The following is a 15,858-nucleotide window of genomic DNA, read 5'->3' as shown; positions in this document are numbered from 1 at the left end:
CTTCGCGGGGGCCCGCTCGCGCGAGGGCTCGGGTTCCGGGGCCGCCTTCGGGGCCGGCCCGCGGTGGGCGTCCGGGCCCTGGGCCGGGTCCGGCGCCGGCGCGGCGGCCCCGGGCAGCGCCCCCAGCGGCAGGGCCAGGGGTGCGGGGACCTCGGGTGCTTCGGCCGGCGGCACGGAGCCCCGTACGGGAGCCGGCGCCGAATCCTGCGGCCCGACGGAGACACAGCCGGTACTCGCGAGGAGCACGACGAGGGAGAGGGGCACGGCCCGACGTAACTGCATCCGACCACCTTGCCGTACGGCCGGGCCGGCCCGGTTCCCCTCTCACGCGTGCGGGTGACACCGGCCCGGTGGGAATGGTCGGGGCGTGTGGGAAATTGGAACGGCAGTACGGGTGAAGGGGGAGGCGCGACCCCCGGCTCCCCGTGCCGTGTCCTGCCCGCCGACCGTCCGTACGGAGTACCGATCCATGACCTCAGCTGCCGCGCCCGGCAACCATCCCGCGCCGCCCCCCGAGTCCGGCCCGACCGGGGATCCCGAGTCCGGTCCCGAGTTCGGTCCCGAGTTCGGTCCCGAGTTCGGTCCCGAGTTCGGTCCCGAGTCCGGTCCCGAGTCCGGTCCCGAGTCCGGTCCCGAGTCCGGTCCCGAGTCCGGTCCCGAGTCCGGTCCCGAGTCCGGCCCCGAGTTCGGTTCCGGTCCCGAGTTCGGTTCCGGTTCCGGTTCCGAGTCCGTCTCCCCGCCGGTGGCCCGACCCGCACCGGGGAGCGGTGCCGCTCCGTGGAGGGGCTGGGCGGCCGTCTGCGCCGTCTCGCTCGGGATCTTCTGCCTGATCACCTCCGAACTGCTGCCCGTCGGGCTGCTCACCCCCGTCGGGGCCGCCCTCGGCGTCTCCGACGGGACCGCAGGCCTGATGGTCACCGCCCCCGGGCTGGTCGCCGGCTTCTGCGCGCCGCTGGTCACCGTCGGCGCCGGCCGGCTCGACCGGCGCCTCGTGCTGTGCGTGCTCATCGCCCTGATGGTCGCCGCAAACCTCGCCGCCGCCCTGGCCCCGAACTTCGCCGTCGTCCTGGCGGCCCGCCTGCTCGTCGGCGTCAGCGTCGGCGGATTCTGGGCCATCGCCGGCGGACTCGCGGTACGCCTCGTCCCCGAACGTCACGTCGGCCGCGCCACCGCACTCGTCTTCGGCGGTGTCCCCACCGCCTCCGTGCTCGGCGTCCCCGCCGGAACCCTGCTCGGTGAACTCGGCGGCTGGCGCACCGCCTTCGCGGCGGTCGGCGGCCTCGGCCTCGTCACCCTGACCGCCCTGCTCGTGCTGCTGCCCCCGCTCCCGACGACCCGGCACATCACCTTCCCCGAACTCCCCGCCCTGCTCCGGGAGAACCGCGCCGTGCGGGCCGGGGTCATCGTGACCTTCCTCGTGGTGACCGGGCAGTTCGCCGCCTACACCTTCGTGCGGCCGATCCTGCAGGAGGTCTCCGGAGTCGACGCCGAGTACATCAGCACCCTGCTGCTCGGCTACGGCGTCGCCGGAGTCGCGGGGAACTTCCTGGCCGGGCCGCGCGACGCGTACCGGACCCTGCTCGTGGTCAGCTCCTCCCTCACCGTCGTCCTCGCGTTGATCGCGGTCCTGCCGGGACCGGCCGTCGGCACCGTGCTGCTGCTGGCCTGGGGACTCGCCTACGGAGGGGTCTCGGTGAGCGTGCAGGGTTGGATGATCAAGGCGGCCCCGGAGGCGCCCGAGGCCGCGTCCTCGCTGATGGTGGCCATGTTCAACTTCGCCATAGCGGCGGGCGCACTGTGCGGCGGACTCGCCGTGGACGGCCTCTCCGAGCCCGCCGCCCCGCTCGGCGGGGCCGCCCTGATGTTCGTGGCCGCCGCCACCGTGTGGGGCACGGCGATCCGCCGCACGCCCGACAGATCGGATGGACAGGGGCGGATCGGACACCGGGCTTGACCCGGCCCCCGCATGAGGGCAAGAGTGCGCCGATCAAGAATCACCGCGTGAGCCGCACTTCGGAGATACGTCAGATGTCCATATTCGTTCGCCCGTCGATCGACCCGGCCGGAATCGGCGGTTCTCCGGCACGCGGCGCCCACAGCGCCCACGGCACCCTCGGCCTGCCCGGCGCCGCCGCGGCCGTAGGCGCGGCCCCGGCTCCCGCCGCCCGGCGGCACGGAGCCTGACCGACCGGGTGGGGGCCGGCACCGCACCGCCGCGCCGGCCCCCGTCCCCGCCGGGAGACCACCATGCGCCAGGACCCTGATGAGAGCGGGATCGTCCCCGACGACCACCTGCTCGTACGCCCGTACGTCGCCCCCTCGGGCCCACCGCCCCGGTCGACCGCGCCCGCCTGGCCGCAGGCCGGCCCCCTCGCCTTCCCCGGCCCGGCACACGTTCCGGAATCCGAGGTCCCGGTAGCCGTGCCCGCGGCCGTTCCCGGTCCCGGTCCCGGTCCCGGTTCCGCTCCGCGCCCGGCTGTTGTCCGTGGTCGGCGCAGTCGGCTTCCGTTCGCCGTCCTGACCCTGCTGTCGCTCGCCGTGGTGGGCGCCCTGGTGCTCCTGCTGAGTGGCCCCGACGCGCAGCCGCCCCGGGCCGGGGCACCCGCCGAGCTGTCCGTGCCGATGCTTCGGGGGCGCAGCTCGAACTCCGGCACCGAGGCCGGCGTACCCGGGCCGACCGCGTCCGCGGGGTCCCCCGTCGCCTCCACCTCGCCCACGCCCTCCCGAGCGCCGACCGCGTCCGCGAGCCAGGGCTCGAAACCGCCGTCCTCGGCCGGCGCTTCGGCCTCGGGCCCGCCGAGCTCCTCCGGAACGCTGCGGATGGGGGACACCGGCCCCGAGGTGCGCGCCCTGCAGGAGCTGCTGTACGGACAGGGGTTCACGTACGTCTCCGTCACCGGGGTCTACGACAGTCAGACCAAGCGCGGCGTCGGCCAGCTGCAGCGCGACCGCTCCATCAAGGGTGACCCCCCGGGCGTCTACGGCCCGGCCACCCAGGCGGCGATGCGCTGACCGTCGGCCGCGCACGGCGGCCCCCTCAGGGTTCGCCCCCGCCCCCACCGGACGATCACAGTGTGGCGAAGGCGTTCGCACGCTCCTGCCTCACCGCCGTCGCCGTCGCGCTGCTGCTCTTCATGGTGGTGTTCAGCCAGGGGCATTGGATCTGAGCCGTGGACCGGACGGCCCCGCCGCGATCAGCGGCCGCCGGAGACCCGCAGTACCGTGCCCGTCGTGTACGAGGCGTCCGGGGAGAGCAGCCAGGCGATCGCCCCGGCGATCTCGTCGGGGCGGCCGGGCCGGCCGAGCGGGATGCCGGCCGCCGCCTTCGCCGGACGGTCCGGATCGCCCATCGCCGCGTGCATATCGGTCTCGATGATGCCCGGTGCCACGGCGTTGACCCGGATCCCGTCCGGACCGAGCTCCTTGGCGAGCCCCACCGTGAGCGCGTCGACGGCCGCCTTCGTCGCCGCGTAGTGCACGTACTCCCCGGGGCTGCCCAGGGTGGCGGCCGTGGACGAGACGTTCACGATCGCCCCGCCGTCGGCCTCCGCCATGTCCCGGGCCGCCCGGCGGCAGCACAGCAGGTACCCGAGGAGGTTCACCTCCACCACCCGGCGCAGGTCCTCGGTGCGGGCGTCGGCGAGCCGGCCCAGCGGGCCGGTCACCCCGGCGTTGTTCACCAGCCCGGTCACCCTGCCGAGTTCGGCGCCGGTGATGTCGAAGAGCCGCTCGACGGCGCACTCCTCGGACACGTCACCGCGCACGGTCACACAGCGGGCGCCGGCGGCCCGGACGCGCTCGGCGACGGCCTCCGCCGCCGCCGCGTCACGGGTGTAACCGAGCGCCAGATCATGCCCGTTCGCGGCCAGCCGCAGACAGGTCGCCGCGCCGATGCCTCTGCTGCCGCCGGTGACGACGGTGACCGGACGAGCTGACATGGGAGCCTCCTGCGGGACATGGAACGCGGAACGTGGAGCGTGGGTCGTGGGTCGTGAGTCGTGGGACGCGGAGAGAGGGGCGCCGGAGCGGGGCGGGCAGGCTAACACTGTGATAATCGCTGGACCAGCGGAAACGGCGAGAAGCAGAGTGGTCGTCACCGACGCGCCGCACCACCGGGCGTCGTCCGTGTCCCTGACCACCGTTGGAGCCGTCCCATGTCGACCTTGCGCGTGACCGCCGAAGAACTGACCGTCCACGAGCACCCGAACGCCGACGCGCTGGAGCTGGCCCAGGTGGGCCTCTACCGCGCCGTGATCGCCAAGGGTGCCTACCGCACGGGCGAGTTCGCGATCTACATCCCCGAACAGGCCGTGCTGCCCGCAGATCTGATCGAGGAGCTCGGCCTCACCGGACGGCTCGCCGGCGGCTCCGCCGACCGGGTCAAGGCGGTCCGGCTCCGCGGCGAACTCTCGCAAGGACTGGTGTGCCGGCCGCGCGCGCTCGCCGACGTCGACCTGGCCCGGGCGGCCAAGGAGGAGACGGACTTCGCGGAGCTGCTCGGCATCACCAAATGGGCCCCGCCCATACCCACGACCATGGACGGCGACGTCGAGGCCGCCGCCGACCTGATGCCGTGGGTCGACATCGAGAACCTCCAGCGCTACCCGCACATCTTCGAGCCCGGCGAGCCGGTCGTCCTCACCGAGAAACTGCACGGTACCGCCTGCCTGTTCACGTACGTGGTCGAGGGCGAGCGGTCCTACGTCTCCTCCAAGGGGTTCGGCTCGAAGGGGCTGGCGCTCAAGGAGGACGAGCGCAACCTCTACTGGCGGGCCGTCCGCGGCCACGAGGTACCGGCCGTCGCCGCGGCCCTGGCCGACCGCCTCGGCGCGACCCGGGTCGGGATCTTCGGCGAGGTGTACGGCAAGGGCGTCCAGGACCTCTCGTACGGGACCGACGTACGTACCGCCGACGCGCCGCCCGGATACGCCGTCTTCGACGTCTCCGCCGAGATCGACGGGCAGACGCGCTGGCTGGACCCGGTCGCCGTCCTGACGGACGGTGAGCTTCCGCTGGTGCCACGGCTGTACGAGGGCCCGTACGAGCTCGACAAGGTGCTGGAGCTGGCGAGCGGCCGCGAGAGCGTATCCGGGAAGGCCGTGCACCTGCGGGAGGGCGTGGTCATCCGGCCGTCGGCGGAGCGCTACAGCCCGGTCGTGGGCGGCCGGGCCATCGCCAAGGCCGTCAGCCCCGCGTACCTGACCCGCAAGGGCGGCACCGAGTACGAGTGACCCTCCCGCGTCGGCCGTGCGACGCACTGCGACGCCGCGCCGCGCCGCGCCCGCTCCACCTCGTGGGGCGGGCGCTTCGTGCATGGTGGGATGAACCGGGGGCGGGTTCCACCAGCACACGGAGAGGTCGGGTACATGTCCCAGTCGGGCCGGAGCAGCCAGGAAACCATGCGGGCAATGGCGTACGAGACGTACGGCGGGACGGAGGTGCTCTCCGAGACCCGGCTGCCGATGCCCAAGGTCGGACCGGGCGAGGTCCTCGTCCGGGTCAAGTGCGCCGGCGTCAACCCCGTCGACTGGAAGATCATGTCGGGCGGGCTGGACCCCCTGATGGACGTCGTCTTCCCGGTGGTGCCCGGCTGGGACGTGTCCGGCACCGTCGAGCGGGTCGGCATCGACACCCCCGAATACGCCGAGGGCGACGAGGTCATCGCCTACGCCCGCAAGGACTACGTGCACGGTGGGACCTTCGCCGAGTTCGTCACCGTGCCCGTACGCGCCCTCGCGCACAAGCCCGCCTCGCTCGGCTGGGCCGAGGCGGCGGGGCTCCCGCTCGCCGGGCTCACCGCCTACCAGCTGCTGACCCGCCTCGGCACCGGTAAGGACGACACCGTCCTCATCCACGGCGCCGCGGGCGGTGTCGGCTCCTTCGGCGTGCAGATCGCCCGTGCGCTGGGCGCCCGGGTCATCGGCACCGCCTCCCCGCGCAACCACGACCGGGTACGGGAACTCGGCGCCGAGCCCATCGAGTACGGGGACGGACTCGCCGCGCGGGTACGGGCCCTCGTGCCCGACGGCCCCACGGTCGTCGCGGACTTCGTCGGCGGCGTCGGAGCCGTCACACGGGAGGTCCTCCACGACGACGGACGGCACGCCTCCATCGCCGACCCGAGCGTGCTCGGCGCAGGTGGCGAGTGGATGTGGGTCCGCCCGGTCGGCAGCGATCTGGCCGAACTGGGCCGGCTCGCCGACGGTGGGCAGCTGAAGGTGCCGGTCGCCAAGACCTTCCCGTTGGGCGAACTGGCGGCCGCCTTCGAGCTGAGCCAGGGCGGGCACACCGCGGGGAAGATCATCATCGAGATCTGACCCGTCATGTCGCCCGTGCCCGTGGCCCGCGGCCGTCACCATGGCCCGCGCCCGACCCGTCATGCCAGGTCCGGCACCTCACCGCCGGCCGCCCAGGAGACCTCGACCCCCGGCAGTCCGCTCCGCCAGGGGCCGGCCAGGGCGGCCAGGCGCGTCGCGTCCGGGGGAGTGGCACCGAGGCCGATCGCGTAGCGGGCCAGGGCCGGGCCCGACTCGAACGGGCGGGGCCAGGCGTGCGCGTCCGTGACACCGGCCTCCTCCAGCGCCCCGAGCAGGGACCGCAGCCGTCCGCGCACCCGGCCCAGGGTCCCCTCGAACTCCCCCTCGGGGGCCGTCCGTACGGTCACCACCGCCCAGGCGGCGTGCCGACGGTGCAGCGGCGGCGGCCCCGGGACCCACTTGCGGTCCGCGGGACCGGACTCCAGCAGCTCCCAGGCCGTGTACAACTCCTGGACCAGCAGGTCACGCAGGCCGGGCCCGACCTGGGCCGTGCAACTGCGCACCGGCTCCGAGGGGGTGAGGACCGTGACCGCACCCGGCCCACCCTCCGCCGCACCCGCACCCGCACCCGCACCCGCCCCCGCAGGCGACAGCGATACGGGCTCGCGCCAGTCCCAGGCGGCCCACCTGCCGAAGAACTCGCGCAGCAGGGCGTCGGGCGGCAGCGCCCCGACCTCCTCCACCGTGCGCGCCGCAAGAACCGCCCAGGCCAGCCCGGGCAGCCCGCCGAACGGAGCCGAGTCCAGCCCCCGGGCCCGGGCCCACGCCTTCACCCGCCGCGCCAGCCCGGCGAACGCGGCATGCCGCTCCGCGCCCACCCGTTCCCTCACCGCATCCGCGTCGCCGACCGCGCTCAGGGCGAGCGCGGCCGACTCGCCCAGCTCCGCCCGCCGGGCCACCGCGTGCGCCGGATCCAGCGCGCCGGTGGCCACCGTGGCCAGATCCACCGACAGTCCGCCGGCGTGGAACCGCAGCCCCGGCACCCGCGCCCCCGTCACCTCGCGCAACCGCCCCGCCTCGGGCAGCGCCGCCGCGACCCGGTCCCGTACGAGCGCCACATCGGTCGGGCCGCCCGGCAGCGCCGCCACCAGGTCCAGATCGGCCTCCGGCAGCGCGCAGCCCATACGGCGCGACCCGGCCACGTGCACCCGCCCGTCGCCGAGGGCGGCCCGGACGCGCGCGGTGACCGACTCCGCGGCCCCGTCCCGGGGCGCGGGCGCGGGCCGCTCCACGATCTCCGGCTCCCAGCGCACCTCACCCGTCCCCAGCGCCACCGTCGCCCGGACCCGCATCGGCCCGTCCCCGCGCCGCGAGAGCACGGCCAACTCCCCTACCCGCGCGGCCACCGGGCCGCCGAGCCGCGCAGCGAAGGCCGCGACCGCCCGCTGCGGGTCCTGGCTGCGCCCCAGCGTCAGATGCGGGGTGTAGCCGCCCTGTTCGCCCGTCCGCCCCCGGCGGCCCGGGAACCGCTCCGCCAGCGCGCGCCGGAGCTCCTGCCAGGGCGCCTCACCGGCCGCCGCCGGATCCAGCCAGACGGTGGCGTCCTCGCGGTGCCCGAAGCTGTGCACCCCCTCCAGCCGGGCGGGGAACGGCACGGTCGCGGCGGCCACCTCCGCCAGCAGCGGCAGCGCCTCGGCGAAGGAGGACTCCGGCACGAAGCCGAAGAGCAGGTTCACGTGCTCGGGCCAGCGCCCGGCCTGCGGGTCGAGCGTGCGGCGCAGCTCCCGTACCGCTTCCGGCAGGGCCGGCGGCAGCCATGCCACCGCCGTCCGCGCCGTCGCCGGCACGTCGAGGCGCGCGGGAGCATCGCCCGGCTCCCCGAACTCCACCGTCGCCTCCACACCGAAGTGGTCGGAGATGAAAAGCCCTTCCGGTGCGGGCGAGTCGCCACGCAGCGCCGCCCGCGCCACCCGGGCGGCCGTGGACCGCAACAGGATCCGGTCCAGCCGGGCCGCCCGGCCCGACAGCGAGCCCACGGCGGCCAGCGGATTGGCCGCCGGGTCGAAGGTCGGCGTGTCGTCCGCCGCCCCGTGTACGTCGCTCCAGGCGTCCCGCATGCCCAGCGCGGCCGCGGGCCCCTCGGCGCCGTGCCGGCCGTCGTTGAAGTCGCCCAGCAGTGCCACCCCGGCCTCGACGCCGCCGAGCCCTTCCGCGAGCCGGGCGAGTTCGGCTTCCCGCCGCACGTCCCCGTTCTCGGTGTGGTCGCTGGTCAGGTGGGTGTTCGCGACGACCAGGGGGCCGGCCGCGGTGTCCACCGTGACGGCGGTGACGGCCTTGTGCGGGCGGAACAGGTGCGTCCCCGCCTCCCGCACCGGCAGCCGGCTGAGCACCAGCAGCCCGCACTCCTCGACGTCCCGGCCGCCCGGATCCGTACCGAGGGTGTAGGAGGCCCGTACCCACGGCGCCGCCAGCAGCATCCCGAGCAGCTCGGGTTCGACCTCCTGCAGCGCGATGACATCGGCATCGGCGGCCGCGAGATCGGCCAGCAGCAGCGGCCGGCGCCGGGCGGTGGCGATGTGCGGGGCGTCGTACCGGTCCCAGAGCGTGTTCCAGGTCAGCAGCCGTACCGAGGAGACGGTGGCGGCCGTCCCGCCCCCGCCCCCGCCCCCGGGCACCGGCTCGGCGGGCCGCCAGGCGCCGCCGCCCGCCGGGTCCCACGCGTGCGGGGTCCGCGCGGTGAAGAACGGGGCCCGCAGCAGTCGCGGATCGCGGACCCGGCCCGCCGCGGTGACATCGATCCGGTCCACGCCCGTGGCCCGGTCCCACACCAGCTCACCGTCCGCCTCGACGAACAGCACCCGGTGCCAGGGGATGTCGCCGCCGGGCACGAAGGAGGGCAGCGGGACCCGCTTCGGCGCGGCCCCGCGCTGGAGCAGCCCGAGCACGAACCGCGCCGGATCGAACCGGGAGTCCCAGCGGACCTGGTGGTAGAGCTCCTCGCTGGTACGCATCAGTACGGCCCCCGCCCCTGTTCCTGATCCTGCCGCTGTGCCCGCCCCTGTCCCTGCTGCCCTCCGGTGTCCGCGGGCCCGGCCGCGAGGCCACCGGCGGTGTCCTCGACGACCCCGGCCGCACCGATGTACCACGTACGGTGCGCCCGACCGGCGTACGGCGGGCTGAACCGGCGCAGTTGCGAGGCCAGTACCTGCGGGGGCACCGGATGCGGGCGCACGCCGTTGCGCCGCACCAACTCCGCCTCCTCCACCAGCACCACGGCGTGGGTGACCAGCGCGTCACGGCGCCGGGCGACCGAACCGGCCAGGCCACGCTGCTGGTCGGTGAGCGAGGTGGCATCCCACACCACCGTCCCGCCGCGGGCGAGCGCCGCGTCGAGCCGGTCCAGGCCCTCGCTCAACACCTCGGCGTTGGCCCCCTGGTCCGCCCGGGACCCCCTGGCCGTGCGCAGGTCGTCCAGACTGATGTACGTGTCCACGCCGGGCAGTTCGCGGCCGAAGGTGCTCTTCCCGCTGCCCGAGGGCCCACACAGCTGCACCAGCCGGGGAAACGTTCCCTCGCGCCACTGCCAGGTCGCCGCCACGGCTTCCTCCACCGCGGATCCCGAGATCCTGCCCTGCCCGAACGCCCGCCGGGCCTCCGCCCAGCAGCGGTCCGCGGCCCCGGACTCCAGCCCGGCGAGCGCCTCGCTCAGCCCGCCACGCAGCGCCTCCAGCGGATCGGGGCCGAGCAGCCCCGCCTCCTCGGCGCACAGTGCGGACCACTCCACGCACTCCCGCGCCGCCGGCCCGTCCGTCAGCGCCCCGGCGAGTGCGTGCAGCACGCCGAGATCGGCCGCGGCGGCCATCCGGACCAGGCCGGCCCGCCGGTCCTCGTCCGGGAACGACCGCTGCAGGTACGGGTACAGCCCCACCAGGTCGCAGACCCGCCGCGCGATCCCCATCCCGACCGGACCGGCCGCGAGCCGCGCCGCGATCCGGGCCCGCGGCTCGCGGTGGAGCACGGCGGCCAGGACACCGGCCAGCCGGTCCTCCCCGGTCCGCCCCGCCCCGTCGATCCGGGCCACGGCCTCGGCGACCTCCTCCGCGTCGGCGGCACCGGTGGCGTCGGTCGTGTCGGTGGCGTCGGTCCCGCTCGGCCCGAGGGCGGCGGACAGACCCAGGACGTCGGCCTCGGCCCCCGAGCGCACGGCCCACAACGGGGCCGCCGGACCGAGCCCGTTCGGCACGACCTGCGCGAACATCCAGTGCGTACTCGTCTGCACATGGCCGACCCGCACCCACTTGGCCACGCACCGCCCGAAGTCCTCGAGCGCGAAACCGGCCACCGTCCGTACGACGTACCCCTCCTGGCGCGCCGTGTCGAGCTTCAGCCGGCGCAGCGCGCGCTCGTCGAAGATGCCCCGCCACAGCACGCGCGGGGTGGGCACGCCCAGGCCGCTCAGGAACCGTACGGTCCGGTCCCAGTCGAGGCAGTGCTCCCCGTCCCACACCGAGAACCCGTAGAACCAGCTGTCCAGGTCCTCGTACGGGATCGAGTGCCGGGCGTAGAGGTTCTCCCCGCACACCCGCCAACCGGCCGGGATCCCGGGGCCGATCCGGCCCTGGAGGCCCTTGACCCACGCCCGCGAGGGGTGGTGCGCCGAGTCGAGGGAGCGGGCGTGCAGGCCGTCCGCGTACAGGGTGGTGTTCTCCCCGTCGAGCTTCTCCGTGACGACGACCTCGCGCCCGGCCAGCGCTGCGAGTCCGACGGCCCGGACGTCGTCCGCCGTCGCCCCGGGGGACCAGGGCAGGTGCGGCGTACGGGGATAGTGGATGCGCATGATCCGCTCCTGCTCGACATCGGGTGCCTGGTCACTGTATGTAACCTGAGCGGACGCCTCCACCCATATAGCCTTCCCCCACGTCTCCCGCAGATCTCCCGCAGGTCTCCCGCAGGCCTTTCCGGCCGCTCAGTGGGCGACGGTGAACCGCCGGCCCGCGTGCGCGTCGCGCTCGATCTCGTCGACCAGGGCGACGGCGAAATCCTCCGTCGAGATCCGGCTCCGGCCCTCCTCGTCGACCACCAGGTCGTCGAGCCCCAGCCGGTAGGTGCCCGTCCGCTCGCCCGGCTCGATCTGCGCGGCCGGGCTCAGACAGGTCCAGTGCACCTGCTCGACGGGCACGGTCCGCAGGAAGTCCAGGGCGTCCCCGTGGGCGTGCATCAAGGCCAGGACAGGCTCCGGAACGCCGGGCTCGTCCCAGACGGCCGGACCTCCGGGGGTACGCAGCGACCCCGCCCCGCCGACGACGACCACCCGCGGCGCAGGCGCATCGGTACCGAGCGACCGCACCCCGTCGACCAGCGACTTCGCGGCGGTCACGAGGGCGGCCGGGTCCCCGCGGCCGGGTCCGAAGGCGCTGACCACCGCATCGTGCCCGGCCACCGCCGGGGTCACCGACGCCGGATCGAGGACATCGCCGCGCACCACGACGAGCGACCCGGCCCCGGTCCCGCTCCCGGCGTCCGGGAGCCGCGCCGGATCGCGGACGACGGCCGTGACCTCGTGGCCACGCCGAAGTGCTTCGCGCAGCACCCGGGTTCCGATGGTGCCGCTCGCACCGAAGAGGGCGATCTTCATCATGGCGACTCCCTGAGGCGGAGGGTTGTACGGGGCTCCGGTCGGGCCCCGCCCGGCCCATCCAAGCGAACCCGCCCGCAACCCCCGGGCAGCCGGGCCGGGGCCGGTCGGATGAACCGGTCCCGAGTCCGCGCGGCCGTCAGCCCACGACGGGCACGTGCACGGGCTCGGGAGCCGGCACCGGAACCGGCACGGCGGCGGCCAGTCGGCCCGCCGCCGCGAAGTGCAGCCGCTCCAGCCGGGCCGCGTGCGGCCAGCCGGCCGCCCGGTAGAAGCACAGGTCGCTCGGGATCGGCACGGCCCGCAGGTCCGCCGCGTGCGTCCCGTCCGGCAGCTCGGTGGCCGCCGCGAGCAGCGGGTCCGCCGAGCCGACCCACTCGCCGACCGGGGCGGGCCGAGGCCACGGCTCCCCGGTGTTGGGGAACAGCCACCGGGTGTCCCGGGCCATCCGCGCGGCGAAGTCCGGGCCCGCCGCCGCCCGCCGGGCCAGCCGCGCGAAGGTCAGCAGCAGATCCGGCAGGGACTCGGCGAGCAGCGCCAACTCCGGGTACGTCCGCAGGCTCTCACCGTCGCCGGGTACGGATACGACGTAGCCCCACCGGCCGGTCGCCGGGTCGATACGGATCTGCGCGAGCGCGTGGCTGCGCCCGTACGCGATCCGGGCGAGCGGCCAGTACGAGCCGTCGCCGCCCAGCATGCGGTGCAGCTCGGGCTCCACGGCGTGCTCCGGCGCCCCGGGCAGCGGGCGCAGCGCCGGAAGTCCCGCGATCGCCACCCCGCCGATCTCCCGGAACACGGTCCGGACGTCCTCGGGGACCGGGACCGACCAGCCGTCCATGTCGGAGTCGGCGCAGCCCGCCTCGAGCACGACGAAGTCGGGGCAGCTGTCGGCCAGTTCCCGCAGCTCGGCCACCGCACGCCGGGCGGCGTCGGCCGGCACGCGGTGGCGGCGTACGGCCCGGCCGAGGAAGTCCCCGCTGACCACGCTGCGTAGCAGGAGGGCCCGGCCCTCACCGACGATCTCGAACTGGACCTCGCTGCTTCCGGTGTCGGCGGTGTTGTGGAAGGTGGAGAAGTACGGCTCCCAGTCCACGGAGCACGGGTAGCCCGGCAGGCCGTGCAGGTCGACGAGATCGGTGAGCGGGTCGCCGCGGCCGACGAGGGCGGCGAGTTCACGATCGACCCCGATGCCTGCCTCACCTGCCTCGTCGGCCTCGGCGAGTGCCACGGTGGAGGTGGCCGGTACGGAGAACGTGCCTCTCGGCCGGTCCGCCACCCCGTCGGCGAGTCGTTCGGCGAACCCGGCGAGCCATGTGGTGAAGTCCGGTGCCTCGACGGTGACATCCGGGTCGGACCCCCACGGGTTGACGGCCACGACCGGCCCCCAGCCGGTGGCCCCGACCCCCACGATCAGCGAACCCTCACCGAAGTCCGTCTCGCCCAGGGTCCAGCAGCCGTCCGCGAACACCTCACGGCCGCGGGGCCCGAAGCGGTACTCGTGGTCCTCGGTCTCCAGGCCGCCGATCTCCCGCAGAACGCCCCGTACCTCCTCGGGCACCGCGACGGCCCAGCCGTCCAACTCCGCGTCCGTGAACCCCTCGAAGAGCTCCAGCTCGTCCGGCCGCTCCCGCGCCAGCTCCTTCAGCGCCCGCACGGCATCCACCGCCGACGGCCCCGCGTCGTACATGCTCTTGGCTCCCCGTGTCGTCCGTTCCGCGGCTCCGAGGGTATCTCCGCGGCCTGCCCGGACATGACCCGAACCGTGCGGGCGGACCATGACGCCCTCAGCGGCAGAGGGCCACGATGGACGGGTGCACGGTGCCCTTGGCCGCCTCGCACAGGGCGGACATGTCGTACGAACGCTGCGGCGCCGGACGGGGCTTCGCCACCGTCGGCGGCCGCTTGCGGGGTTGCGCGGGCGCCGCCGGCTTCGCCCGCCGGGCGGGTCGCCGGGGGTGCGGGGGCTTCGCCTCGGCGCGGCGCGGGCGATGCGGCCGCTCGGCCGCGGCCCGAACGGGCGCCGGCCCGGCCTCCGGGACCGAGGGCGGTGCGGGCCGGACGGGCGAGGCGGGCGAGGCGGGCGAGGCGGGATCGGGTGAGGTCGGGAGCGGGCCCAACGGCACTGCGAGGGGTGCCGGTTGCCTGGCCTGCGTACGGTCCGCCGCGGACGCCGCCCGCGGCGCGTCCGTCGGAGCGACGGGACGCACCGTCACACACCCGGTGGCCAACACGAGCGCGGCAAGGGTCAGGGGCAGGGCGCGGCGCAGCTGCATCCGCCCACCCTGCCGTACCGGCGCCGCGCGAGCCGAACCCCGTCACACGGACGGGTGATGGCGCGCGTTCAGGCCGGGCCGCGCCCCCGCGTGGCCAGCCGCAGCACGTGTTCCACCGGGCCGCGGCGCAGCGGGCTGTCGGCCCAGATCCGCTGCCAGGCCCAGGTCAGGCCCAGGGCCGCGCCGCTGAAGGCCAGCCAGGCCGACCAGGACGCCGCGCCGTGCGCCGGACCGGCCAGCACCAGCGCGTGGACGACGTACGCGCTCAGCGCCATCGCCCCGAGCAGGGTGAGCGGCCGCAGCAGACGCACGCCCACCCCGTGCCGCGCCGCGAGCGCGCACAGGCCGATGAGGGCGCAGCCCACGCCCGCGTTGCCCAGGGTCTCGGGCGGGGTCTGGCTGTAGGGATCGGCGACCAGCAGCCAGTACCAGGAGGTGCTGGGCACGGCGCCGTACTGGCCGGCCAGGACCTCCCGTACGGGGTCGGCCGCGGACAGGGCCTCCGGGTGATGGACGGCGATCGTCTCCAGCAGCCGCTGCCGGGCGCCGAACACATGGCTCGCGAGCCAGGCCGAGCCGTACCCGGCGACGGCGGCCACCGTCCCCCACACCGTCATCCGCCGGGCCACCGACCGCACCCGCACGTCGCACAGCCGGGCGAGGGCCATCCCGACGAGCACGTACGGGAAGTAGGTGGCCAGCGGATACGCCCCGGTGAGCAGCAGTTCCAACAGCACGCGGCCCAGCCCGGACCAACCGGCCAGGTCCGCAGCCTCGGGGACCAGGCCGCGCCCGGACACCTCGTAGCCGAACACCGGGCCCAGCAGGAACGACAGCAGCGGGCCCACCGCCACCGACGCGGCCGCCACGGCGGTGAGCACCGGGGTGGACAGCCGGGTGAAGGGCTCGGCCACCAGGAAGTACACGGCGAAGAAGGCCAGGATGACCAGGATCCCGGGCCACAACGAGGCCAGCCACAGGCCGAGTACGGCCAGCAGCGCGCAGCGGATCAGCAGGGGACGCCAGCGGTGCGCCCAGCCCGCCGGGCGCTGCGCCGGGTCCGGCCCGCGCTGGGCGAGGACCAGGGAGAAGCCGGCGAGCAGGGTGAAGAGGGCCGGGGCGCGCCCGTCGGCCGCGACGAGGAGGTAACCGGCGCCCTCCGGCTCCGGGCCGGGGCCGACGTGCACGGCGAACATGCCGAGGACGGCCAGGCCGCGTACGGCGTCGACTCCGGCGAGCCGGCCGGACCCCCCGGCCGCCGCCTTCGCGGCGGGGCCCGTCACGCGCCGCACGTCACGCGGTCGCGCGGGGTGCGACGGGTCTTCGTCGTCTCCCGCTCGACGCCCTCCTCGGCCTCCATCAGGTCGTCTGCGCGAGGCCGGGTGCCGATTCCGGATCCCGTGCCCGTGGGGGAGGCGCGTCGCATCTGGGGGTCTCTCCTGGGTCCGTGCGTGCGGTGCGTGCGCGCGGTGCGTGCGTGCGGTGGGTGCGTGCGGTGGGTGCGGTGGGTGAGAAGTGGTCGGACCGACGGTTTTCACACCGCCAGTCCGCATCCGGAACGTACCAGGACGTACATAACCAAGTAATAAGGAGGTATAGGGACGGCAAAGAAGCGGGGTGTCGGTGCGGGCGGGCCGGTCGCCGTAACCCGGGGGCCGTGCCCGCTGTTGCACAGTCCGGCGGGTCCACCCAC

General features: G+C 75.2%; 13 protein-coding genes and 1 pseudogene. 5 read left to right on the top strand and 9 right to left on the bottom strand.

Translation table 11 applies throughout. The annotated features are described in order from the left end of the window. A pseudogene (locus tag AB8A24_RS34365) lies at positions 1–282 on the bottom strand (2-oxoglutarate dehydrogenase, E2 component, dihydrolipoamide succinyltransferase); the annotation flags it as partial. Positions 283–469: 187 nt separating this feature from the next. On the opposite strand from AB8A24_RS34365, the gene AB8A24_RS34360 reads away from it, so the two are divergent. The 3 genes from AB8A24_RS34360 to AB8A24_RS34350 all read left to right on the top strand — a co-directional run bounded on the left by AB8A24_RS34360 (position 470) and on the right by AB8A24_RS34350 (position 3,012). Further along, the gene (locus AB8A24_RS34360; protein ID WP_369478455.1) at positions 470–1,954 is read left to right on the top strand and encodes an MFS transporter; all 1,485 of its coding nucleotides are present in this window, start codon (positions 470–472) and stop codon (positions 1,952–1,954) included. Positions 1,955–2,001: 47 nt separating this feature from the next. Further along, entirely contained in the window at positions 2,002–2,184 is a 183-nt protein-coding gene (locus AB8A24_RS34355; RefSeq protein ID WP_369478454.1) for a hypothetical protein, read from the top strand. Between the two features lie 63 nt (positions 2,185–2,247). Continuing rightward, positions 2,248–3,012 (top strand): peptidoglycan-binding protein, encoded by a 765-nt coding sequence (locus AB8A24_RS34350; protein ID WP_369478453.1) that lies wholly within the window; start codon positions 2,248–2,250, stop codon positions 3,010–3,012. 182 nt (positions 3,013–3,194) lie between these two features. On the opposite strand, the gene AB8A24_RS34345 is transcribed toward AB8A24_RS34350, so the two are convergent. Further along, positions 3,195–3,938, bottom strand: coding sequence for a glucose 1-dehydrogenase (locus tag AB8A24_RS34345; protein ID WP_328964689.1), 744 nt, complete (start codon positions 3,936–3,938; stop codon positions 3,195–3,197). A 216-nt stretch (positions 3,939–4,154) separates the two neighbouring features. Here AB8A24_RS34345 and AB8A24_RS34340 point away from each other — a divergent pair, with 216 nt between their 5' ends. Both AB8A24_RS34340 and AB8A24_RS34335 read left to right on the top strand, forming a co-directional pair. After that, the gene (locus tag AB8A24_RS34340; RefSeq protein WP_369478452.1) at positions 4,155–5,231 is read left to right on the top strand and encodes an RNA ligase (ATP); all 1,077 of its coding nucleotides are present in this window, start codon (positions 4,155–4,157) and stop codon (positions 5,229–5,231) included. A 168-nt stretch (positions 5,232–5,399) separates the two neighbouring features. After that, on the top strand, positions 5,400–6,317 hold the full coding sequence (locus AB8A24_RS34335) for an NADP-dependent oxidoreductase (RefSeq protein WP_328964691.1): 918 nt from the start codon (positions 5,400–5,402) through the stop codon (positions 6,315–6,317). A gap of 59 nt (positions 6,318–6,376) precedes the next feature. Here AB8A24_RS34335 and AB8A24_RS34330 read toward each other — a convergent pair whose 3' ends face one another. The 7 genes from AB8A24_RS34330 to AB8A24_RS34300 form a co-directional block, all read right to left on the bottom strand. Then, positions 6,377–9,268: a poly(A) polymerase gene (locus AB8A24_RS34330; protein ID WP_328964692.1), complete on the bottom strand. Its 2,892-nt coding sequence runs from the start codon at positions 9,266–9,268 to the stop codon at positions 6,377–6,379. Next, positions 9,268–11,094, bottom strand: a complete 1,827-nt coding sequence (locus tag AB8A24_RS34325) for an RNA ligase family protein (RefSeq protein ID WP_328964693.1) — start codon at positions 11,092–11,094, stop codon at positions 9,268–9,270. Before AB8A24_RS34325 ends, AB8A24_RS34330 begins: the two co-directional genes overlap by 1 nt. A gap of 129 nt (positions 11,095–11,223) precedes the next feature. After that, complete coding sequence (locus AB8A24_RS34320) at positions 11,224–11,895, bottom strand: NAD(P)-dependent oxidoreductase (RefSeq protein WP_369478451.1); 672 nt, start codon at positions 11,893–11,895, stop codon at positions 11,224–11,226. A gap of 136 nt (positions 11,896–12,031) precedes the next feature. Further along, positions 12,032–13,579, bottom strand: coding sequence for a hypothetical protein (locus tag AB8A24_RS34315; RefSeq protein ID WP_369478450.1), 1,548 nt, complete (start codon positions 13,577–13,579; stop codon positions 12,032–12,034). A 97-nt stretch (positions 13,580–13,676) separates the two neighbouring features. Then, positions 13,677–14,165 carry a hypothetical protein gene (locus AB8A24_RS34310; RefSeq protein ID WP_369478449.1) on the bottom strand — a complete coding sequence of 163 codons (489 nt, stop codon included), beginning with the start codon at positions 14,163–14,165 and terminating at the stop codon, positions 13,677–13,679. Positions 14,166–14,233: 68 nt separating this feature from the next. Continuing rightward, positions 14,234–15,448: a DUF418 domain-containing protein gene (locus tag AB8A24_RS34305; protein WP_369478448.1), complete on the bottom strand. Its 1,215-nt coding sequence runs from the start codon at positions 15,446–15,448 to the stop codon at positions 14,234–14,236. After that, a complete protein-coding gene (locus tag AB8A24_RS34300) occupies positions 15,445–15,591 on the bottom strand; it encodes a hypothetical protein (RefSeq protein WP_369478447.1) in 147 nt (48 codons plus the stop codon). The genes AB8A24_RS34305 and AB8A24_RS34300 overlap by 4 nt, the downstream gene beginning before the upstream one ends. Positions 15,592–15,858: the final 267 nt, after the last annotated feature.

It is taken from the genome of Streptomyces sp. BF23-19 (assembly GCF_041106355.1).
GTDB classification, from domain to species: Bacteria; Actinomycetota; Actinomycetes; order Streptomycetales; family Streptomycetaceae; genus Streptomyces; species Streptomyces virginiae_A.
This window is presented reverse-complemented; position numbering and strand designations above follow the sequence as displayed.

Excerpts from the sequence above, each read along its gene's own strand:
- AB8A24_RS34360 (WP_369478455.1), top strand. The coding sequence starts at position 470 with ATGACCTCAGCTGCCGCGCCCGGCAACCATCCCGCGCCGCCCCCCGAG.
- AB8A24_RS34350 (WP_369478453.1), top strand. The coding sequence starts at position 2,248 with ATGCGCCAGGACCCTGATGAGAGCGGGATCGTCCCCGACGACCACCTG.
- AB8A24_RS34345 (WP_328964689.1), bottom strand. The coding sequence starts at position 3,938 with ATGTCAGCTCGTCCGGTCACCGTCGTCACCGGCGGCAGCAGAGGCATC.
- AB8A24_RS34340 (WP_369478452.1), top strand. The coding sequence starts at position 4,155 with ATGTCGACCTTGCGCGTGACCGCCGAAGAACTGACCGTCCACGAGCAC.
- AB8A24_RS34335 (WP_328964691.1), top strand. The coding sequence starts at position 5,400 with ATGCGGGCAATGGCGTACGAGACGTACGGCGGGACGGAGGTGCTCTCC.
- AB8A24_RS34330 (WP_328964692.1), bottom strand. The coding sequence starts at position 9,268 with ATGCGTACCAGCGAGGAGCTCTACCACCAGGTCCGCTGGGACTCCCGG.
- AB8A24_RS34325 (WP_328964693.1), bottom strand. The coding sequence starts at position 11,094 with ATGCGCATCCACTATCCCCGTACGCCGCACCTGCCCTGGTCCCCCGGG.
- AB8A24_RS34320 (WP_369478451.1), bottom strand. The coding sequence starts at position 11,895 with ATGATGAAGATCGCCCTCTTCGGTGCGAGCGGCACCATCGGAACCCGG.
- AB8A24_RS34315 (WP_369478450.1), bottom strand. The coding sequence starts at position 13,579 with ATGTACGACGCGGGGCCGTCGGCGGTGGATGCCGTGCGGGCGCTGAAG.
- AB8A24_RS34310 (WP_369478449.1), bottom strand. The coding sequence starts at position 14,165 with ATGCAGCTGCGCCGCGCCCTGCCCCTGACCCTTGCCGCGCTCGTGTTG.
- AB8A24_RS34300 (WP_369478447.1), bottom strand. The coding sequence starts at position 15,591 with ATGCGACGCGCCTCCCCCACGGGCACGGGATCCGGAATCGGCACCCGG.